A 17,407-nucleotide genomic window follows, 5' to 3' on the forward strand; every position below is an offset into this window, starting at 1 on the left:
AGCGTACATACTCATTTTTATACCCTGAGCTTGTAAGTATTTGGTTAATCGAATATAACCATAGCTCTGCCTTGTCTCCTCATGGGCTATTTTCACCAATATCGTCTGTTGATTTCGTTGAATCGTTCTTTTGCTCACGCCTCTCTTGAGCCAATCATAAAAACATGAAACTGAAACATGAAGTAATCGAGCCATTAAGGTAATTGGAAAAGAATATCTTTTTTGTTTCATATAGGCGTACCTTACTGACTTTCTTTGGCAAAGTACGCTGCTGCCTTTTTTAAAAATTCACGTTCCATTTCAGCTATTTTGAGCTGTTGTTTGAGTTTTTTATTTTCTTCGAGTAGAGCGTTTAGATCAGGTGAATACTGTTTTGTACCTGCTAAAGTTCCAGCCTTTGCTTTGGTATTCCAATTTGAAAGAGTTTGCATTGAAATGCTAAGTTGTCTAGCTGTTTCCGAGATATTGCCTTGATTGGCTTCAATTAATTTGATGGCTTCAGCTTTAAATTCTGTGGTGTAAGTCTTGTGTTTCTTGCTCATGGTAAACTCCTGATGAGTGTGTTTAGTTTACCAAGTTAAAACCTCCTGTTTTTTCAGCACACATCATACGACAAAGGGTGGAATAATCCGGAGCTGTCCAATCTAATCCAGAGAGTTTAATCAGACTTTGAACAAAACCTGTGACCATACGTAAAGAGAGTCGGAATAGTAATTTGATCATTAAGCAGCATTGAATCGCTGTATCGGAGTAGGTTTGATTTCGACCTTGCTTGCCTTGTGATTGTGCATACCACTGAGTCTTTGGATCAAGCCAAATGGAAATATTACCTCGGTTAATTAAGGCTCGGTTATAGGATGACCAATTGGTTGTACGGTAGATTTTAGAGGCAGGCTTATTCATTTTGAAATTATATTGCTGAATAAGCTTTTGATGCTAGGTTTGTGCAACAAAGCCATTATAAGATGAAAGGAATAGTACGCTAAACTACTATTCCTTTCATTAAATTATTTTAAAAAACTAATTCGATGCCTGCACCATATTTCCAGCCTTTTTCAGAATCCGTAGCCTCTTGCATAGAAGTGGCTTTCTGTCCTTTTTCATATTGGTAAGCAACGTCAATAAAAGGTTTAATTCGCTTAGTAATTTCATATCGGGTTTTGATCCCCGTTTTTAGTTCTGATAAACCTGATTTTGCAGCATAGTCAGAATCATCACTAAATACTACATCTGCTTCGATGTAAGGTTGAGTAATAAGTTTTTGAGTTAAAATTAAATCACGTTCGAATTCAAAACTTGTTCCCCAAAAGTTATTCTCTCCTCCATAAAGATATGCTTGTGTTTCAAAGAAATAAGGAGCTAGACCTAATATACCAATAACCCCATCCACTCGATCGCTGCTGCTGTTATTTTTATCTTCACTATATCTTACCCCAGCTTGTACATCCCAAAAGGGTGCTACATTACGGCTATAAAGTGCAGATACATCATATTTAGGATCATTGCTTTCTGCTTTGTCCAAATTTGCTTCAATAAATAGACGATTTTCATCTGTCCCAATTAAAGTATCAAACTTTGTTCCTAGGTTGCCCTTACCGTCTTCATCAACTATCCATGCATTTTCAAGTCTTGTTAGTTGATAAATTTGTCCGCCATGTTCTTTAAGATGATCATCATTAGATGGGGCTGATCTCTTTCTTGCGGTCAGAATAATATTATCTCCCCCATTTGCATTTTCCATTGAATAATATTCTGGATACAATTCTTGGGGGCTATATCTTAAGCCACCAGACTCCTGTAATAAGACTCTCATACCATTTGTAATATTACTTTCTTGTTGCGAAGTACTGTTATCAGCAAAAGTTAAGTTTGATATACTTATTAATGCAATTGATAAGACTGTTTTTGAAAAAAGTTTTTTAGTGGTTTGCATGTTGATTCACTCCCTTATCATTTGCATGGGGTTGGGCAACGATACTTTTTGAATCAACATCATTGCTATCTACATTTGCCACAATGAGTTTGTTCATCATTCCTGCACTCATATGGTAAAGCAGGTGACAATGAATAGCCCACTCACCTAACTCATCAGCTGTGAGTAGAGTGGTTATCGTTTTCCCAGGTGGAACAATTACCGTATGTTTGTTTGGCATATTGCTTGGATCCTGACCATTCTCAAGCTGCATAAACATGCCATGTAAGTGCATTGGGTGAGCCATCATACTGTCATTGACAAATTTTAAGCGAATACGTTCACCATACTTCACCACTAGTGGGTCGGCTTCATTAAATTTTTTACCATTTATTGTCCAAATATAACGCTCCATGTTTCCACCAAGACGGATCTCTATTTCACGTTCAGCTGCACGAGTGTCTTTTTGAGGATCTAACGATTGCAAATCACTATATTGCAATGCTTTATTACCTTCAGGTGTTGAAGCATTTGCCCATCCAAATACGGTATTATCATTCTTGTCTGAAGCCGCCTTAACAGTAGCGCTATTCATCGGCATATCATGATCCATACCTTTCATAGAAGACATATCATGATCCATACCTTTCATAGAAGACATATCGTGATTCATGCCTTTCATAGAAGACATATCATGATTCATATCTTTCATTGAAGACATATCATGATCCATACCTTTCATAGAAGACATATCGTGATTCATGCCTTTCATAGAAGACATATCATGATCCATACCTTTCATAGAAGACATATCGTGATTCATATCTTTCATAGATGACATGTCATGGCTCATCCCCATATCTTCCATAGTTAATAAAGCACGAGGGCGAGATTTAGGCATCTCAATTTGTTTGACTGCTGGGCTGCTTTCTTCATGTAATGTTCCCACTGAAAAACCGGTACGATCAATAGATTCAGCTTCAATTTGGTAATGTGCTTGTTTTGGTTCCACAATGACATCATAGGTTTCAGCAGTACCAATACGGAACTCATCTACAGGAACGGGCTTTACAGGTTGACCATCAGCACTGACTACAGTCATTTTTAGGTTTGGAATGCGTACATCAAAGAATGACATAGCGGAAGCATTAATAAAACGAAGGCGAACTTTTTCACCAGCTTTGAAGTTACCGGTCCAGTTTTGCTGAGGTGTTTTGCCATTCATTAAAAATGTATAACCAGTCACATCGGACATATCTGTTTTCAACATCCGCATCTGATTCCACATAGAGCGGTCTTGCCAAGTTGCCTTTAATCCATCACGTTTAACTTGTTTTAATACATCGAATACTGTTTCGCGACGGTTCTGATAGTAATCTGCTTCTTTTTTAAGATTTTTCATAATTTGATCACTTGTTGAATTATGAAAATCAGAAAGCAAAACAACGTAATCTTTATCGGTTTTTTCAGCAGCTGTTAGTGGAGTTTTATCTTTAGGATAAATAACAAAAGCACCATATAAACCGTCTTGTTCTTGTCCTTTACTATGTGAATGATACCAATAAGTACCATTTTGGCGGACTTTAAACTTATATTCATAAGTTTTATTAGGGGCAATGCCATTAAATTTGTTAAATCCAGGTACACCATCCATAATTCCAGGTAATAATAAGCCATGCCAATGGATTGAAGAGTCCTGATTTTTTAACTTATTGTGAACACGGATAACGGCCTCATCACCTTCTTCAAATTCAAGAAGTGGTGCAACGAATTTACCATTAACGGTAATTCTCTTTAGCGGTTTTCCTGTGATATTTACAGTTTGTTCAGCGATTGTTAAATCATATTCTTTAACTGCCGCCATTACCCAAGTTGATGAAAATAAACCAACTCCAATTAAGAGTACATGACTTAACTTTTTTGACATTCTATCTCACCTTTAGAAAGGTCAAGATTGAAGTAATAAAGCAAATATTTAGTATAAACTTTAATACTTCTTTCTCGCTATTTATAAAATTATTTATTGCTACCAGGCATATTCATCTTTGAATGATCCATTTTAGAATGGTCCATATTCATCATAGAATGATCCATTTTTGACATGTCAGATGAGTTAGGAGACTGATGTTGACTATGATCTTGCTGAGTCTTGTCATCTTTTTCCATTTTACAAGGTTTTGTACAAGGTTTCTGTGCTTTTACCGTTTTAGTGGCACTTGAGGTTGATACATCTTTTGCCCAAGATTGAGTACCAGCAATTAAAGTTCCAGCACACATTAAAATTGTTAGACTACGACGCACTACAGTTTTCATAAGTTTCTCTAAAAGTTAATTTCTTGCTACTACAATAAAGTGAAGCACTGAACATCTAAGTGACTTGAAAATGACATTTTTGTAATCTATCTCGATCAGATGTTTTATAACGTTATTATAGTTTTAATGAATGACTTAGGATTCGGAAATGAGAATACTATTAGTTGAAGATGAACAAAAAACTGGTGATTATCTCAAGCAAGGTTTATCCGAAGCTGGCTATATTACGGACTGGGTTACAGATGGGTTAACGGGTAAACATCAAGCTCTTTCTGAAGAGTATGACTTAATTATTTTAGACGTGATGTTACCTGGACTAAATGGTTGGAATATTATCAATGATATTCGTAGCAGCGGTAAAACAATGCCCATTCTTTTTCTTACCGCCCGAGATCAAATCGAAGATCGAGTAAAAGGTTTAGAGTTAGGCGCTGATGATTATTTAGTAAAGCCTTTTGCTTTTGCAGAGCTTCTAGCTCGAATAAAAACGCTCCTTAGACGAGGGCAACAAAGAGAAGATAATAATATTATTAAGATTGCTGATTTAGAACTTGATTTGAGAAAACGTCGGGTAACACGAGCAGGTCAACGCATTGATCTGACGGCTAAAGAATTTGCGCTTATGGAGCTTTTTATGCGTAGAAGAGGTGAAATTCTACCAAGAGCACTTATTGCATCTCAAATTTGGGATATGAACTTTGATAGTGATACGAATGTCGTTGAAGTCGCTATTAAACGATTAAGAAGTAAAGTTGACAGTAACTTTACTCCCAAATTAATTCAGAATATTCGAGGAATGGGGTATGTACTAGAGGTAGAGGATGAATAATAATTTATTCAGAGCGATCAGTTTCCGGATCGGTATCATTTTCTCATTATCTACTATTTTCATTCTAATTATTATGGGTTTGTTCATAAATAAATTAGTAATGCATCATTTTGAAACTCAAGACCGTACCCAATTAGAAGGTAAAATCCAGCTTATTCAGAATCTTCTCCAACAGCATCCTAAAAATTCTCCAGAACTTAATCTTTATTTAAGAGATGCGTTAGTTGGACACCATGATCTTATGGTCCAAATAGAACGACCGACAGGTAAAGTTTTATTTAGTTCAGCATCCTCAATCATTAATACTCAAAATTTAATCAAGTCAGCAAATAATTCATGGATTAAATGGCAAGTTCAAAATAAGACCTATCGTGGCATGATCTACACTACAGGTATAAATAGAAATTCTGAAATACAATCTGTACGAATTATTGTTGGGATCGATACATCAGAACATCTACATTTTCTAAAAGATTTTAAGCGTCAACTTTTGTATATTGGTTTGGCTGGTACAATTTGTTTAATGTTTTTAGGTTGGTTTGCAACCTGGAGAGGTTTAAGACCAGTGCAAAAAATGGCTAAGGTCGCAGAAGGAATTTCTGCTCAACATCTTTCAGAACGTTTAGAAGTTGAGCATACACCAACCGAACTAAAATCATTGGCAATCGCCTTCAATGCTATGCTGGACAGACTAGAGTCAGCTTTAGAAAAACTTTCCGATTTTTCATCTGATTTAGCACATGAAATTAGAACACCGATTAATAATTTAATGACCCAAACTCAAGTATGTCTCGCCCGTAACCGAGATATTGGTACTTATCAAGAAATACTATTTTCTAATTTAGAAGAATTTGAACGTTTGGCTCGAATGGTGTCCGATATGCTTTTCTTGGCAAAAGCAGAACATGGCTTAAATTTACAGAACTTACAGAATATTGACCTCGTTAAAGAAGTTACCGCTTTATTTGATTTCTATGATGCGCTAGCTGCCGAAAAAAATATGACACTTCAACAAACAGGATCTGGCAATGTAAAAGGTGATCCTGCTATGTTACGTCGCGCACTCAGCAACCTATTGTCTAATGCAGTTAAATATGGAAACAAGAATTCTACAATACAGATAAAACTTCAACAGAATTTAGATAACACAATATTTTCAATTGAAAATGAAGGCCCTGAACTCTCTCCTGAACAACTATCCAGATTATTTGATCGTTTTTATCGAACAGATGCGTCTAGACAAAGAACAGAAGAAGGAACCGGCTTAGGGCTTGCCATAACAAAATCTATTCTTGATATGCTTGGGGCGACCATCCAGGCTGAATCCCTCAATGGTCGAATCATTTTTACCATTGTTTTTCAAAGTGAATCCATGCAAGGGGAATCATTTTAACTCATTTTTTGAACATCTTCCATTTACCCGAGTTGACCTTACATAAAGCTCAAACTGAGAGCCAGAGCTACGCCAGCACCTATCATGGCAATTGTGTAGCCAAATATGATAGCTCGGCCAAACTGTGCCCCCCTGTCATCCATGCAATTGTCGCTTTGCTTAACATGTTGCTCAGTGTGGCCAGCCCTAGCGCGACAGCAGCCACATTTGTTGTTAAGCCTTCAGTACTATGCAGGCGGGCAAGTGAGACTAAAATAGCATCTACGTCTGCTAGCCCAGAAATAGTCGATAATACGAAGATGCCGCTGGTGCCCAACCATTGTTTTGCTGCCGGGACCAAGACTGCCATGACAGCCAGGAAAGCAGCGAAGCTGAATGCTGTCCCAAGATCAAAAGGAGCCATTGCTTCTATTGTTCGATCGTTGTTTTCAGCGCTGGTAATTTGGCGTTGTCTCCACAATGCCATACCCAGCAGAAGGATTCCCGCAATCATCATTGCACCACCAAAAGTGCTTAGCAATGCTGGCTCAATGACGCCTATCAGCACAACCATACGAAAAAACATGATGCCACAGGCAGCCAATGTTCCAGAAATAGCAGCACTGACCATGACGGGGTGCTGGCGTGTATAGCGTGCCAGTGCGACAGTTGCAGCTGTAGAAGATGCCAAACCACCCAATAGACCTGTCCAGAATATGCCTCTTTCTGAACCGGTAAGCCGCATGGCAAAATGACCTGCCAGAGAGAGTCCGGCAATCAGGATCACTGCCCACCATAACTGGTAAGGATTTAATGCAGCAAAAGGTCCCAGACCCGTATTGGGTAAGTAGGGTAATATAACGACAGAAAGTACCAGCAACTGCAGGGATGCGGTTAATTCACGATGCTCTATCAAGCGTAGCCAACCGTGTAAGGTTGGCTTGAGATCCAAAAATACAGCGACGATTACAGCCGCGGTTAATGCTAAAGTAACATTACCATGGGATGCATATGCACCTAAAACTAATGTCAACAGCATCGCGATCGTCGTGGTAGCGCTTAGATTACCGGAAAGTTTTGCGGTACGCGCGTAGGACACTGTTAATAATAAGGAAAGCCCTAATACGGCCGCGACCAGCGGCCAAGGCCCGAAGTTTGGTTGTAAATGACCGAGCACTCCTCCGAGCAATCCTGTCAATGTGAAGGTACGTAGGCCTGCTACTCGGCTGCCCTCGGGCAATTCACGATCGTGCCATCCTCGTTCTAAACCAATGAGCAGGCCGATGGCAAGTGCTGCAATAAGACCTGGTACATCTGGTGGAAGAAAAGAACTCTCTATCATAACTTTTTATTTCGCAGGCGAAGGGCATTCGTGATGACTGAAGCTGAACTCAAACTCATAGCCAAGGCGGCAATCATCGGTGACAACAACCAACCGGTAAATGGATATAGTACGCCAGCCGCGATAGGGATACCCAAAGCATTGTAAAGGAAAGCAAACATGAGGTTCTGTTTCATGTTGCCGACAGTAGCTTCCGAAAGTGAACGGGCAACAGCAATCCCTCGTAAATCTCCCTTGACCAGCGTAACTTGGGCACTATTCATTGCAACATCAGTCCCGGTTCCCATAGCGATACCGACATCAGCTTTAGCCAAGGCTGGTGCATCATTGATGCCATCACCAGCCATAGCCACGATGCGACCTTCCTTCTGCAATTTGCTGACCAGTTCTAGTTTATCTGCGGGTTTGACTTCGCCATGTACCTCATCAATGCCTAGACGTGCTGCGACTGAACGGGCAGTGGTGAGACCATCTCCTGTTGCCATCACGATACGTAGACCCGCTTCCTTCAGGGTGGCAAGTGCTTCTGGGGTATTTTTTTTGATGGGATCGGATACTGCAAGCAGACCGGCCAATTCACCATTGATGGCTAGATGCATCACACTTGCACCTTCCGAACGCAGCTCTTCGGCTTGCGGAATCAGAGATTGTACCGAGATACCCAATTGCTCCATCAGTGCTGTGTTGCCCAAAGCTAACTGACGATCGCCCACTTGACCTCGAACACCAATCCCTGAGCCCGATTCAAAATTATCTGGTGTTTCAAGAGACAGGCCACGTTCGTGTGCTGCGTTTACAATCGCTTCGGCTAGCGGGTGTTCACTGCCTTGATCAAGACTGGCGGCTAAACGTAATACTTCAGATTCGTCAAAATCTGATGCGGCAACTACACGATCGAATACAGGGCGTCCTTCAGTTAACGTACCTGTTTTATCGATGATTAGTGTGTCAATCTTGCGTAGATTCTCAATGGCTGCTGCATCACGAAACAGCACACCATGAGTAGCACCTTGACCCGTCGCAACCATGATAGACATTGGAGTTGCCAAGCCTAGTGCACAAGGACAGGCAATAATGAGTACTGCCACAGCATTGATTAATGCATAAACCCAGCTCGACTCTTCTGGGCCGAACAATCCCCATCCAAAGAAGGTAAGCAAGGCAATGGTCACTACAGCCATGACGAACCAACCTGCTACCTGATCAGCCATACGTTGCATTGGTGCTCTCGATCGTTGAGCTTGCGCCACCATCTGTACGATCTGGGATAACATGGTACTTGAACCAATTTTCTCTGAACGCATGATCAATGAACCATTGGTATTCAGGGTAGCTCCAATGACTTTATCGCCGATACGTTTAGTGATAGGTAAAGGTTCACCTGTCAGCATCGATTCATCCACTGAACTACTTCCTTCAGTGATTACACCATCCACAGGCACTTTTTCACCTGGGCGAATTCTGAGTAAATCTCCTACATGGACATGCGTTAGAGGAACATCTTCTTCAGTTCCATCAGGCAAGATTCGGCGAGCTGTTTTAGGAGCGAGCCCAAGGAGTGACTTAATTGCAGCAGAAGTTTGCGAACGTGCTTTTAACTCCAATATTTGTCCCAGTAGGGTCAATGAAATGATGACCGCTGAAGCTTCAAAGTAAACAGCGACACGACCCATGGAAATAAATGAGTCTGGGAAGATTTGCGGTGCAATGGTTGCGACCACACTATAAATAAATGCAGCTCCAGTGCCCAAACCAATCAGCGTCCACATGTTCGGGCTGCGATTCACAACCGATTGCCAACCCCGGGAAAAAAATGGCCAACCTGCCCAAAGTACAATTGGGAGTGACAACACCAGTTCAATCCAGCTCTGAACAGCCATATTGAACAGGTTCATTTGATGACCAAACATCGCCAAAAAAGTCACGATGATGGTCAATGGCAGTGTCCACCAGAAGCGTCGGCGGAAATCACGTAACTCCGGATCCTCATCTTCCTCTAATTCAGGAATGAGTGGCTCCAGTGTCATTCCGCATTTAGGACAGTTTCCAGGATGATCTTGCCTGATTTCTGGATGCATTGGGCATGTATAGATGGTCGTACCTGTTGTGCTTGCCGCATTAACGTGTTGAACAGTCTGATGATGCTGTGTATGTGCATCGGCAGTCGTCGTTGCGGGTTTAGCGATATATTGCACCGGGCTGCTATGAAACTTTGATTGACATTTATCACTGCAAAAAAAGTAAGTTTTCCCCTTAAATTCCTCATGGTATTTCGATTCTTCAGTGACGGTCATACCACAGACTGGGTCTTTCAGTACGTCTGTTGTAGCCTGTGCCATATGGTCCTGGTTATGATTTTTTTGATCTGACATAAATAATTCTCTTATGGAAAAGTGGTTTTATGGCCGAATTTTGGAATAAATCTCGGAGTCTGTTGAGCATAGCTGTCATAGACAGCGCCAAACTGTTTACTCATTTCAGCCTCTTCCTTAATTGCCAAGCGGCTGTACATTAAGAGTAGGATTGGAAACATAATCAGTGTCAGTAAAGTTGGCCATTGCAATAAAAAACCCAGCAAGATCATCACAAAAGCCACGTATTGTGGGTGACGTATACGTGCATAAGGGCCTGTGATCGCTAAAGAATGCTGACGTTGCGCGTTGTACAGCACGTGCCATGACGTTGATAACAGGTAAAATCCATAGCCCAAGAAAACGTAACTGGCGATATGCAAAATGCCAAAATGTGGATCACCTTTTTCACCTAATAGCGTTGACCACAAGTGACCTGCATTATGAGAAAGTAAGTCAAGTTGAGGGAAGCGAGTTTGAAGCCAACCAGATAACAGGTAAATGGTTAAAGGAAAACCATACATTTCGACAAATAGAGCAATGATAAAAGCCGAAAAGGCCCCAAATGTACGCCAATCGCGCGCAGTGGAAGGTCTAAAAAAACTGAAAGCGAACATGATAAAAACTGCTGAGTTAATGATAACCAGCGTCCATAAACCATAAGCCGATTCCGCATGATTCATGATGGATCTCCTGATAAGAGCTATTTTTTGTTATCAGATATATCGGATTTTTTTGCTGCGAGTGGTTATGCCCATGACCACCATGCATAAAAATATGCATCAGTGGACACGCTAAAAGGAATAAATAAGGCAAAGCACCGATAACGTGGGCTAAATGTTCCGTTAATAGAAAATAAGCTGCGATACCACCCAGCACGATTAGACCAATGGCATAACGTGTAGACCAGAAGTTAGGTACTGAATTATTTTCTTGGTGTTGGTGATTCATGGTGCTTTCCCCTAATTCATGGGTAACTATTTAGTTGCTGACGGAGGCATACAGTCCATCATCATCTGCATCATGGATTGCATCATGTCCATACGTTTTTCCATCATCTGCTGACGGTCAGCCATATTTGCATTCATGCTTTGGCTGCCCATCTGTTTCATCATACTCATACCTCCTTGCATGAGTTTCATGTGCTCAGCCATAAGTTTCTGACGTTCTTGTGGGGTTTTTGCAGCCATCATCTTCTCATGCATGGCTTGCATCGCCTTCATGTGTTGATCCATTGCAGCCATTTTATCTGTAGCAGTGGTGCTGGTAACTGTTTGCTTAATTGTTACTGCAGATGGTGCTGTTTTTTCAGGGTGGTGATCTTTGTGTTCATCGGATTGCTGTGCAAATGTATTCAATGACGCGGCTGCGATACATAAGCCCAAAAAAATGTTTTTGAATTTCATCATAATTTTTTCCTTTAAATAATTTGGAAGTAAAAGCTATGTTTTAGTACTGAACAGAGTCTAGGAATTTGACTACTAAACTGATGAAATTTTTGTTTATTCTCTGTCTCTCTTAAAAATTTTAGCACTATTAATTAATTATTTTTAAAAATGACAAAAATGTAATTTTGAGATCTTCTCGAAATATATAGTCTATGCTGAGATGACAAAAATTTTATTTAATATTAATCTTTTAAAACTATTAAAGTTGTTATGATTTTATGTGCTTAAAAAAATAAAAATGAAATGATTAGATGACTCCAAGGCTAGTTAGAGACACATTCTTAATGTAATTTACACTGTTATTCCTTTAAAGAAAAAATACAGTTGATCAAAAGAGTTTTTTATAGAAAAAAGGGTGGATAATTTAATTATTAAACTTATTGGTATATTTATTAGATAGAAGGTAAAGAAGATTATTTTTAATATTAGGGTTTATAATCCAAATTTCAGAGTAAGGAATCTACTACTTATATAATAGAGATTCCATCTCCAAAACAGTACTACTGTATGAATGAGTTGTATTCAATGCAGGGAAGAATGTAGATCCTTAATACTAACGGAAAATTATTTTACTGAATTTTCATGTAAAGACTCATTTAATTGATCAATCACTGTCGTCCATTCACCATCAGAGTGTAGTTTTTCTTCTAAAAAATGACGTTGAGCATCAGTCCAAAAAATTGCTTGTGTTAAAAAAACATCTCCAGCTAGCTGATGGCTCTCTATGAATTTTGCAATTGCTTCTTCAGTAGAAGCTAAACCAAGCTGTTCAAATAATTTGGTCATTCTTGGACGTGTTTGAGTCATGTGCTTAGCCCACAAATTTATATTAGATCAAATTAAACATAACATGTTTATATTTAAACTAAAATATAAAAAATTAAATAGCTACTATTTTCTTAGACAAAATGATTACTACATTTCATAAATCAACCACCTACATAATTTGTTTGTTAAATGATCATTATTTTTCAATAAGATTATTTTAATAGTTAAAGATTTTAAATTTTAAAAATGACAAAAATGTAATTTTGAAGTCATCGCTCTGTTTCTGTCTCTCACTAATAATTGAAATATAAGAGGAGATGATGTGGTCTCATTAAATATAGATTTTATAAAGTCATCTCTAATGAACTAACGAATCAAGAGGAAACGTAAATGAAATTATTTCAAAATAAAATGACTGCTCTACGTAATGTTGTAGTAGCTGCAACGATGATTGTGGCTACTACAACTACGTTCGCTCATGTGAGTTTAGTGAGTGCGATTCCTGCGGAAAATGCATCTATCCTTAGTCAACCAAAGAACTTGACCCTTAACTTTGGTGCAGAGGTTATGTTGATGAATATTAAGTTACTGGATGCTCAGCGAAGAGATGTTCCTTTAAAATATGAAGTTACTCATGACTTAAAGAAATCCTTTGATGTCGCTCTTCCGAAACTGAAAAAAGGTAAATATACCGTTGTCTGGACAACAATGGGGAAAGATGGTCACAACATGAATGGTGAATATAGTTTCACTATCAAATCAACTAAATAAGAATTGATTACCTTTCAACATGTCAGTGAGGTGCTGGCATGTTGTTCTAGAATGGACAAAAATAATGATTTCTGAATATTGGATGTGGGCCACTTGGTTAACTAAGGTTATTTTATATTTAAGTGTAGCTTTTGTCGTTGGTGGAGCCTTTTGCTATTTTTTACTTAGACAATATCTTGAACTAAAAGAATCGATTCTTAAATATATTACAATTGGCGCTGGATTAGGCCTAATTTCCAGTACCTTGGGATTTTTTATTCTGATTGGTAGTTTTGCCAATACTGGTATTACAGGGATGGTGGACCCCACGTATATTAATATATTGGTTAATACTCCGACGGGGTATATATACGTTCTTCGTTCTATTAGTTTTGCTCTTTTACTTCTTCTCATGGTGGTTAAAGTTAACAGGAACAAAGGTCAGTTTTCTATAATTGAAAGTTCAATATTTTGTGTTTTACTTCTCCCGATTATTTTTAGTTTTTCCCAGCTCGGACATGTCGCTAATTTAACCTTACTTGCTCAAATTTTATTATCAATCCATATTCTAGTTATGTCGTTATGGATGGGGTCTTTATATCCGTTATGGAAAACCAGCCGGGAAATAAGTGGTTTACCTTTAAAAGATCGCATGCATGTATTTGGACGTATTGCTGCTTTCATTGTTGGGATATTAATCGCCTGTGGCGCTAGTGTAGCTCTTCTTTTAATTAAAGATTTTAATACCTTAATCAATACTGCATATGGCTATGGTTTCATGGTTAAAATGTTTTTTGTTATAGGTATTCTACTTTTAGCTGCCTTCAACAAATGGTATTTCACCCCGCGTCTTCAACATCCTAAATTCGCTAAACACCTTAGTCATGCCATTTTATTTGAGATGTTATTAGGTCTATCAATTCTATTAACAACAGGCTATATAACCACTGTCGTGGGTATTGAATAAGAGAATTTCAAAATAAGGGAATTGAGGAAATTTAACATTACTGCATTTATCTTTTGTAGCTGAGCAATAAAGTTTCTACTGGACTGCCAACTTACGACAATCAGAACAGTAAAATCGCATCATGAGGCATTATACATAAAGGTAGTCACCGGTTTTTAGCTTATCTTCAACCCATAACGGTCTCATCTATTCAGTTCACTACCATTGATTGAAATAACTAATCTTATAAATTTCAGAGTGATCGTAGATGACAAAAATGTCATTTTAAAGTCACATTAATGTTGGTTAAGTACTTTTACTGTAGTCATTAGAACACTCTTCTTTGGAATACTCTGAAGAAAACTGTAAGGTTGTAAACAGACCAAGTTACAGCGAGTAACTGATTCAGAAAAAGGCTGGTTGTATGGTGAAAGTTTAGAGTTACTGTTCTAATGTTTTAAACAAATGTTTTGTTAAAAAGGAGCAACATATGAAATTTCACATCGCTAATATGACTTGTGGTGGTTGTGCACGCGGCATTACTACCGCAATTAAAGAGCTCGACTCGAATGCCTCACTCGATATTGATTTACAAAACCGTATTGTTGAAATCAACACAACGGTGAGTCAGGATCAAGTCATTGCCACTCTCAGTGAGCGTGGATTTACAGCTGATCCTGCTTAATCTCTGTTAGAGTAACAGTGGGAATTCCTTACCACTTTTACTCTCTCTTATTTTCCTCATCGTACAGATAAAACCTGTACTTGCTTGAAATAAAAGTAATCCCTGAATTCCCCCTAATCTTGGTTCGAGCTGATCTTCGCATATAGAACTCAGCATATCTAAATGATAGAGATCGTATATGAGTACCGAAATGACTGATACGCCACACTACAGTGAAACATTAGAGATTGAGGGGATGACATGTGCTTCTTGTGTAGGCCGTGTGGAAAAAGCTTTAAAATCTGTTGAGGGTGTTGAATCGGCTCATGTAAATCTGGCTACCGAAAAAGCAGTCATTTATGCGCATCAACCACTTGATCGCGCTACTTTAATTAAAGCCGTAGAAAAAGCAGGCTACGAAGTGGAAGCGCTGCAACCAATAGAGCTTACGATTGAGGGTATGTCATGTGCTTCTTGTGTAGGTCGAGTAGAAAAAGCCTTAAAATCTGTTGAGGGTGTGGAATCAGCACATGTAAATCTGGCTACTGAAAAAGCGACTATTCAGGCAAGCTCATCTGTCACTCGTGACTCGTTAATTCAGGCTGTCACCAAAGCAGGGTTTGAAGCAAAGTCAGTTCATCAAACTACGGAAAGCTTTCAAGATAAAAAGAATATTGAATTAGAAAAACTTAAAAAAGATTTAATTTTGTCAGTCTTATTGACTCTACCCGTTTTTATTTTAGAAATGGGATCACACCTGATTCCCGCCTTTCATACGTTTATGATGGATAACATTGGCCAACAAAATAGCTGGTTAATGCAATTTTTCTTGACCACAGTAGCATTAATTTTTCCAGGCCGACGCTTCTTCAAAAAGGGCATCCCAAGTTTATTCCGCTTAGCACCAGACATGAATTCCTTGGTGGCTGTAGGAACATTGGCTGCTTATCTTTATTCAGTGGTTGCTACTTTCTTTCCAAGTGTCCTGCCACAAGGCACGGTCAATGTTTATTATGAAGCTGCAGCGGTTATTATCACTTTAATTCTATTAGGTAGATTTTTTGAAGCCAAGGCAAAAGGCCGAACGTCTTTAGCAATTCAACATCTAGTTGGAATGCAGCCTAAAGTTGCCAGAATACAGCTCAATAATCAGGTGATAGAAGTTCCGATTGCCGAAGTTCAAACAGGAACGATTGTAGAGATTAGACCAGGCGAGCGTATCCCTGTCGATGGTGAAGTTATTCACGGCCAAAGTTTTATTGATGAATCCATGATTACTGGCGAGCCTATGCCCGTTGAAAAAACGATAGGCTCTACTGTGGTAGGAGGAACAATTAACCAAAGTGGCAGCTTAAATATCAAAGCCACCTCTGTTGGTAGTTCATCAGTGCTTTCTCAAATCATCCGAATGGTTGAACAGGCACAGGGTTCCAAGCTGCCTATTCAGGCATTGGTTGATAAAATTACCATGTGGTTTGTACCTGTAGTAATGGGTCTCTCTCTTTTAACTTTTCTTACGTGGTTTATCTTCGGCCCTGAACCAGCCCTAACTTTTAGTTTAGTGAACGCGGTTGCTGTACTCATTATTGCATGTCCTTGTGCGATGGGACTTGCAACGCCTACATCAATCATGGTGGGAACTGGGCGGGGTGCTGAAATGGGGGTTTTATTTCGTAAAGGTGAAGCTTTACAGCTGCTCAAAGAAACTAAAGTGGTTGCAGTTGATAAAACAGGGACTCTGACTGAAGGGAAACCAATTTTAACCGATCTGCATGTCTTAGAAGGTTTTGAATACAATACCGTACTTTCACTGATGGCAGCCGTTGAATCAAAGTCTGAGCACCCTATTGCTCGAGCAATTGTACAAGCCGCTATAGATAAGGAATTAATCCTGTCTCCTGTTGCTGATTTTAAATCAGTGACCGGCTACGGAATAGAAGCGAAGGTTTCTGAGCATTTGGTTCATATTGGTGCAGATCGATATATGGAAAAACTAGGTTTGAATCCTACTGTTTTTTCTCAATTTTCGGATCGTTTGGGAGAAGAAGGAAAAACCCCTCTCTATGTTGCGATTGACCAGAAACTTGCTGCCATTATTGCTGTAGCAGATCCAATTAAAGAATCAACATTTGCTGCAATTGAAGCGTTACATCAGTTAGGTTTAAAGGTTGCCATGATTACAGGTGATAACCGTCATACAGCTCAAGCGATTGCAAAAAAACTAGGTATTGATGAGGTTATTGCAGAAGTCTTACCAGAAGGTAAAATAGAGGCCGTTAAAAAATTAAAAAATCAATATGGTAAACTCGCATATGTTGGAGATGGCATTAATGATGCCCCTGCACTTGCAGAAGCAGATATTGGTTTAGCAATAGGTACAGGTACAGACGTAGCTATTGAAGCTGCTGATGTGGTTTTGATGTCTGGCAACCTGAAAGGAGTGCCAAATGCTATCGCTTTAAGCAAAGCGACTATAACCAATATTCGTGAAAATTTATTTTGGGCATTTGTTTACAATGCAGCTCTGATTCCTATTGCAGCAGGTGTACTTTATCCGCAATTTGGACTGCTACTTTCTCCTGTATTTGCTGCTGGTGCAATGGCTCTCTCGTCAATATTTGTACTAGGAAATGCTTTACGATTAAAACGTTTTAAAGCCCCCCTTGCAATTATTTAACCATTTTTTATATACATTGGCTTTGTTGCACAAAG

13 protein-coding genes and 4 pseudogenes are annotated in these 17,407 nt (G+C 39.1%); 6 read left to right on the forward strand and 11 right to left on the reverse strand.

All coding sequences use genetic code 11. The annotated features are described in order from the left end of the window. From BK820_RS15235 to BK820_RS13810, 5 genes and pseudogenes are all read right to left on the reverse strand, one after another. A pseudogene (locus BK820_RS15235) lies at positions 1–542 on the reverse strand (IS3-like element ISAba22 family transposase); the annotation flags it as partial. A 67-nt stretch (positions 543–609) separates the two neighbouring features. Then, positions 610–903 (reverse strand): annotated as a pseudogene (locus tag BK820_RS13795) (IS5/IS1182 family transposase); the annotation flags it as partial. A gap of 109 nt (positions 904–1,012) precedes the next feature. Further along, the gene (locus BK820_RS13800) at positions 1,013–1,933 is read right to left on the reverse strand and encodes a copper resistance protein B (protein WP_005220168.1); all 921 of its coding nucleotides are present in this window, start codon (positions 1,931–1,933) and stop codon (positions 1,013–1,015) included. Next, positions 1,920–3,839, reverse strand: a complete 1,920-nt coding sequence (locus BK820_RS13805) for a copper resistance system multicopper oxidase (protein WP_071321245.1) — start codon at positions 3,837–3,839, stop codon at positions 1,920–1,922. The genes BK820_RS13800 and BK820_RS13805 overlap by 14 nt, the downstream gene beginning before the upstream one ends. An 89-nt stretch (positions 3,840–3,928) precedes the next feature. Beyond that, positions 3,929–4,225 carry a hypothetical protein gene (locus tag BK820_RS13810; RefSeq protein ID WP_004760992.1) on the reverse strand — a complete coding sequence of 99 codons (297 nt, stop codon included), beginning with the start codon at positions 4,223–4,225 and terminating at the stop codon, positions 3,929–3,931. 148 nt (positions 4,226–4,373) lie between these two features. Here BK820_RS13810 and BK820_RS13815 point away from each other — a divergent pair, with 148 nt between their 5' ends. Continuing rightward, positions 4,374–5,054, forward strand: a complete 681-nt coding sequence (locus BK820_RS13815) for a heavy metal response regulator transcription factor (protein ID WP_004663993.1) — start codon at positions 4,374–4,376, stop codon at positions 5,052–5,054. Then, positions 5,047–6,447, forward strand: coding sequence for a heavy metal sensor histidine kinase (locus BK820_RS13820; protein ID WP_071321246.1), 1,401 nt, complete (start codon positions 5,047–5,049; stop codon positions 6,445–6,447). The genes BK820_RS13815 and BK820_RS13820 overlap by 8 nt, the downstream gene beginning before the upstream one ends. Before the next feature lie 38 nt (positions 6,448–6,485). Here the strand turns inward: BK820_RS13820 and BK820_RS13825 are convergent. The 6 genes and pseudogenes from BK820_RS13825 to BK820_RS13850 form a co-directional block, all read right to left on the reverse strand. Beyond that, positions 6,486–7,768, reverse strand: a pseudogene (locus tag BK820_RS13825) (MgtC/SapB family protein). After that, entirely contained in the window at positions 7,765–10,140 is a 2,376-nt protein-coding gene (locus BK820_RS13830; RefSeq protein ID WP_071321247.1) for a heavy metal translocating P-type ATPase, read from the reverse strand. The pseudogene BK820_RS13825 and the gene BK820_RS13830 overlap by 4 nt, the downstream one beginning before the upstream one ends. An 11-nt stretch (positions 10,141–10,151) precedes the next feature. Then, positions 10,152–10,802 carry a methyltransferase family protein gene (locus tag BK820_RS13835; protein WP_004663997.1) on the reverse strand — a complete coding sequence of 217 codons (651 nt, stop codon included), beginning with the start codon at positions 10,800–10,802 and terminating at the stop codon, positions 10,152–10,154. Positions 10,803–10,822: 20 nt separating this feature from the next. Next, positions 10,823–11,070: pseudogene (locus BK820_RS13840) on the reverse strand (DUF2933 domain-containing protein). A 26-nt stretch (positions 11,071–11,096) separates the two neighbouring features. After that, positions 11,097–11,528 (reverse strand): hypothetical protein, encoded by a 432-nt coding sequence (locus tag BK820_RS13845; RefSeq protein WP_004695737.1) that lies wholly within the window; start codon positions 11,526–11,528, stop codon positions 11,097–11,099. Positions 11,529–12,131: 603 nt separating this feature from the next. Continuing rightward, entirely contained in the window at positions 12,132–12,374 is a 243-nt protein-coding gene (locus tag BK820_RS13850; RefSeq protein ID WP_004281876.1) for a DUF2789 family protein, read from the reverse strand. 351 nt (positions 12,375–12,725) lie between these two features. Here BK820_RS13850 and BK820_RS13855 point away from each other — a divergent pair, with 351 nt between their 5' ends. The 4 genes from BK820_RS13855 (at position 12,726) to BK820_RS13870 (ending at position 17,372) form a co-directional block, all read left to right on the forward strand. Beyond that, on the forward strand, positions 12,726–13,106 hold the full coding sequence (locus BK820_RS13855) for a copper resistance CopC family protein (protein ID WP_004281877.1): 381 nt from the start codon (positions 12,726–12,728) through the stop codon (positions 13,104–13,106). Between the two features lie 64 nt (positions 13,107–13,170). Beyond that, positions 13,171–14,052 carry a CopD family protein gene (locus BK820_RS13860; RefSeq protein ID WP_004668321.1) on the forward strand — a complete coding sequence of 294 codons (882 nt, stop codon included), beginning with the start codon at positions 13,171–13,173 and terminating at the stop codon, positions 14,050–14,052. 469 nt (positions 14,053–14,521) lie between these two features. Next, complete coding sequence (locus BK820_RS13865; RefSeq protein WP_004281879.1) at positions 14,522–14,716, forward strand: heavy-metal-associated domain-containing protein; 195 nt, start codon at positions 14,522–14,524, stop codon at positions 14,714–14,716. Positions 14,717–14,894: 178 nt separating this feature from the next. After that, a complete protein-coding gene (locus tag BK820_RS13870; RefSeq protein ID WP_057061711.1) occupies positions 14,895–17,372 on the forward strand; it encodes a heavy metal translocating P-type ATPase in 2,478 nt (825 codons plus the stop codon). Positions 17,373–17,407 lie beyond the last annotated feature (35 nt).

Origin of the sequence: Acinetobacter sp. LCT-H3, assembly GCF_001866125.1 — a bacterium.
GTDB lineage: Bacteria > Pseudomonadota > Gammaproteobacteria > Pseudomonadales > Moraxellaceae > Acinetobacter > Acinetobacter schindleri.